This window comes from Allobosea sp. CER48 (assembly GCF_044752385.1).
Lineage (GTDB): Bacteria > Pseudomonadota > Alphaproteobacteria > Rhizobiales > Beijerinckiaceae > Allobosea.
In genome coordinates this window covers 1-4,126 of sequence record NZ_JBIWYK010000289.1, presented here as the reverse complement: position 1 = coordinate 4,126, position 4,126 = coordinate 1, and the positions used below count along the sequence as shown (strand labels likewise).

Here is a 4,126-nt window from a genome sequence, read left to right as displayed (position 1 = left end):
GCTGGTCACTGCTTTCGGGGCGGTGCTGATCGCGGCGCTGGTCGGCGTGCCCATCGGGCTAGCCGCCGGATTCTACGGCGACTGGCGGGATTCGCTGCTTATGCGCTGCATCGACGTGTTGCTTGCGCTGCCGAACATCCTCTTCGCGATGGCGCTGATCGCCGTGCTCGGACGCAGCCAGGGAGCAGCGCTCATCGCAGTCGGCGTTGCCGGTATCCCCGGCTTCGCCCGCATCGCCCGGGCGCAGGTGATGGCATTGCGCCAACTGGACTTCGTCACTGCGGTACGCGGTTTCGGCGGGCGGCCAGCCTACATCATGTTCCGAACGATCCTGCCCAATGCCTTGAGTCCATTGGTCGTTCAGGCAATCGTTCTGGCGTCGATCGCGATCCTGCTCGAGGCGGCCCTGGCCTTCCTCGGGGTCGGCGTGCCGCCGCCGACGCCGAGCTGGGGCGAGATGCTGCGCACCGGGAAGTCCTATCTTTACGAGGCGCCGAGCTATGCGGTGCTGCCGGGCCTGGTGCTGACCCTGACGATCCTGTCCTTCGACACCATCGGCCGCGCGCTCACCGCGATCCTCGATCGCGACGAGACCGACGCCTCGGGCGTGACGATCGGGGGGCGGCGATGACGTCCTATGTCCTGCGCCGCCTCTTCCAGATGCTGCCCGTGCTGCTGCTTGCCTCCTTCGCGATCTTCGCGATGATCTATGCGGTGCCGGGCGGGCCGATCGCGGTGATCGTCGGCGAGAACGCCTCGCAGGAGGAAATCGCGGCTGCGATCCAGCGCTACGGTCTCGATCGGCCGATGGCGGTCCAGTATCTCGACTGGCTCGGCCGGGCTTCGACGGGCGATTTCGGCCTATCGCTGCACAGCCGCCAGCCGGTGCTGCAACTCATCGGAGAGCGCCTGCCGGCCACCCTGCAGCTTGCGCTGGCGGCGATCATGGTGGCGCTGGCAATCGGCATCCCCGTCGCGATCGCAAGCGCGATCAGGCCGAATTCTTGGCTCGACCGGCTGTTGAGCGGCTGGAGCGCGCTGGCCCTGGGCGTGCCGACCTTCTGGCTCGGCATCCTGCTGATCCTGCTCTTCGCGGTGGAACTGCGCTGGCTGCCCTCGGCCTCGCGCTACGTTCCGTTCTGGCAGTCGCCACTGGATGCGCTGCGCAGCCTCGCGCTCCCGGCATTGACGCTCGGCGTCTACGTCTCGGGCATCCTGGCGCGGTTCCTGCGGGCGTCGCTGATCGGCGAGGCGCGGGCCGACTATGTCCGCACCGCCCGAGCCAAGGGCGTGCCGGAGGAGCGGATCGTCGGCCTGCACATCATGCGAAACGCGCTGCTGCCCTTCGTCACGATCGTCGGCCTGATGATGGCGAACTTCATCGGCGGTGCCGTGGTGACCGAGGCGGTCTTCACCTATCCCGGCCTCGGACGCTTGCTGATCCAGGCGATCAGCACCCGCGACTATCCGCTGATCCAGGGCTGCATCCTGGTGATCCTGATCGCCTACATGCTGATCAACCTGCTGGTCGACATGCTCTACGCCTGGATCGATCCGCGGATCGAATACCGATGAGCGCCGTCTCAGCGCGCCGCAGCGGGATGCGAGCCGAGCTGGCCGGAGATGCCGGCAGCAACCTCGCGCAGGCGGGTGCCCGCCTTTGCCGCCAGCGAATGCGGCATGCGCATCAGGGGCGCCGAGATCGAGAGCGCGGCCAGCGGGTAACCGTCTTCGTCGAGGATCGGCGCGCCGATGCACATGGCGCCGTCTTCGTTTTCGCCCATCTCCGTCGCATAGCCGCTGCGGGCGACCTGCCTGAGCTGCCGTTCGATCTCCTCACGCTCCAGCAGGGTGCGGCCGGTGCGTTCGGTCAATGGCAGGTCGAGCTGCCGCTGCAGCTCCGCTTCAGGCAGGAAGGCGAGGATCGCCTTGCCGAGCGCGGTCGAATGCATCGGATGGCTGTCGCCGATCCGCGCCTGCATCCTCAGCGACCGATTGGCCTCGATCAGGTCGATATAGACGATCGTGCCATTGCCTTTCACCGCGAGATTCACGGTCTCGTTGAACTCGTGCATCAGCTCGATCATCGCGGGCCGGGCAAGCTCGCGCACCTTGCTGACGCTGGCGTCGGCGCGGGCGATGGAACGCAATTGCGGGCCGAGATTGTAGCGGTCGGTCGCGCGGTTGTGGTCGAGGAAGCCGGCGGCCGTCAGCGTCTGCAGGTAGCGGAAGGTCGTCGTCTTCGGGATCCGCAGCTCCTTGCTGACGGCGGTGAGCGCGATTTCATGGCCATGCCTGGCGACGAGCTCCAGCACCTTCAGCGCTTTCATCACCGGCTGCACGACGTAGGGGTTGTCGGTTTTCCTGGTCATGGCCACTCCGGCGCTCGGGCTTTCCTCGATGCCGGATAGCGATCCGTGCCTAATTCCGCAACACGAAACGTGCGTTCCTTTACACGGTATGACGGCTCTGGTCAGGTCTGCGAAACAGAAGCGGAGGCGACGCACGTGGCAGGCAACGTTACCCAGCAGGCGGGGACACTGCGCTTCGAGGAATCGGCCCGGCAGATCGCGGAGAACGCGCGCTTCATCGCCGGTGGCGTGAACAGCAATTTCCGGCTCGGCATGGCGCCCGGCCCGCTCGTCTTCGAGCGCGGCGAAGGCGCCTATCTCGTCGACGCCGATGGAAACCGGATCATCGACTATTATTGCGGGATGGGCGCCACGGTGCTCGGGCACTCGCCAAGAGCAGTGATCGAGGCTGTGCGGCAGCAGGCGGAGAAGGGCATCCTCTTCGCCGGCCAGGCGCCGATCGAATACGAGGCCGCCAGGCTGATCTGCGAGCGCATTCCTTCGGCGGAGCGGCTGCGCTTCGGCTCGTCGGGATCGGAGGTGGCGCAGGCGGCGATGCGGCTGGCCCGCGCCGCCACCGGCAAGCGCATCATCGTCAAGTTCGAGGGGCATTATCATGGCTGGTTCGACAACATTCTGTGGTCGACCGCGCCGGGGCTGAACGCCGCCGGGCCTGAGGACGCGCCGACGCCGGTGATCGGCAGCAGGGGGCAGGATGCCGAGGCGGGTGAGGGACTCTCGATCCTCGGCTGGAACGATCTCGCGGCTCTGGAGAAGCGGCTGGCCAGGGGGGACGTCGCCGCCGTGCTGATGGAGCCGGCGATGTGCAACCAGGGCGCCATCGCTCCCGCGCCGGGCTATCTTGAAGGCGCGCTGGCTGCTTGCCGCCGGCATGGCGCCTTGCTGATTTTCGACGAGGTGATCACGGGCTTCCGGCTCGGCCGCGGCGGGGCGCAGGAGCGCTTCGGCGTGACGCCGGACCTGACGATCATGGCGAAGGCGATCGCCAACGGCTTCCCGGTCGCCGCGGTCGCGGGGCGGGCCGACCTGCTCGATCTCTTCGCCGACGGCGTGCTGCATGGCGGCACCTTCAACGCCCAGCCGATCGCGATGGCTGCGCTGGTGGCGACGCAGAAGGCGCTGACGCCTGAGCATTACGAGCGCAGCTCCGGCCATGGTCAGCGCCTGCAGGACGGTGTCCGCGCCGCTCTGGCGGAGGAGGGCATCAAGGCACAGGTTGCCGGTTTCCCGCTGATGTTCCACGTCGCGTTCGGACTTGACGCGCCGGCCCGGAACTACCGGGAGGTCGCTCGCGCGGACAAGGCGGCCTATAGCCGCTTCGCCCACGCCCTGCTCAAGCGCGGCGTGCGCGTGCTCGAGCGCGGCGCCTGGTTCGTCTCTTCGGAACACGACGCCGAGGTCGTCGACCGCACGCTAAAGGCTGTCCGGGCGGCGGCGCGCGAGATCGCGGCGGCCTGAGGCCGGCCGTGGAGACGAAATCTCTCCTCGGCGGGTTTGTCCGGAACCCGATCAGCGGCGCTCGTCGTCACGATCGTCGGCGTGCATCGAGCGCGGGCCTCCGGCAGGGGCCAGTTCCAGCAAGCTCGTCGCTCGCACGGCCTGGGTGAGGCGGTCGAGCAGCCGGGCGGCAAGGCGCGTTCGCTGCCAGTATAGCGCGACGGGGATCCGCAGATGCGGCGGCAGCTCCACCAGCCGGCCCGCTGCGAGATGCTCTCCCGCCAGCGTCTCCGGGGCCATGGACCAGCCGAGCCCCG

Annotated in this window: 4 protein-coding genes and 1 pseudogene; 3 read left to right on the top strand and 2 right to left on the bottom strand. The window is 68.0% G+C overall.

Translation table 11 applies throughout. The features are described from left to right. Positions 1-631, top strand: a 631-nt coding sequence (locus ACIPIA_RS11455; RefSeq protein ID WP_400509574.1) for an ABC transporter permease, incomplete at its 5' end; no start/stop codon positions are given. After that, positions 628-1,575 carry an ABC transporter permease gene (locus ACIPIA_RS11450; protein ID WP_400509572.1) on the top strand — a complete coding sequence of 316 codons (948 nt, stop codon included), beginning with the start codon at positions 628-630 and terminating at the stop codon, positions 1,573-1,575. The genes ACIPIA_RS11455 and ACIPIA_RS11450, both read left to right, overlap by 4 nt. 8 nt (positions 1,576-1,583) lie before the next feature. Here the strand turns inward: ACIPIA_RS11450 and ACIPIA_RS11445 are convergent, their stop codons facing one another. Then, positions 1,584-2,372, bottom strand: coding sequence for an IclR family transcriptional regulator (locus ACIPIA_RS11445; RefSeq protein WP_400509570.1), 789 nt, complete (start codon positions 2,370-2,372; stop codon positions 1,584-1,586). 135 nt (positions 2,373-2,507) lie between these two features. Here ACIPIA_RS11445 and ACIPIA_RS11440 point away from each other — a divergent pair, with 135 nt between their 5' ends. Next, positions 2,508-3,830, top strand: coding sequence for an aspartate aminotransferase family protein (locus ACIPIA_RS11440; protein ID WP_400509568.1), 1,323 nt, complete (start codon positions 2,508-2,510; stop codon positions 3,828-3,830). Positions 3,831-3,881: 51 nt separating this feature from the next. Here ACIPIA_RS11440 and ACIPIA_RS11435 read toward each other — a convergent pair. Beyond that, positions 3,882-4,126, bottom strand: a pseudogene (locus ACIPIA_RS11435) (hypothetical protein); the annotation flags it as partial.

Coding starts and splice junctions, on each gene's coding strand:
- ACIPIA_RS11450 (WP_400509572.1), top strand. CDS start 628: ATGACGTCCTATGTCCTGCGCCGCCTCTTCCAGATGCTGCCCGTGCTG.
- ACIPIA_RS11445 (WP_400509570.1), bottom strand. CDS start 2,372: ATGACCAGGAAAACCGACAACCCCTACGTCGTGCAGCCGGTGATGAAA.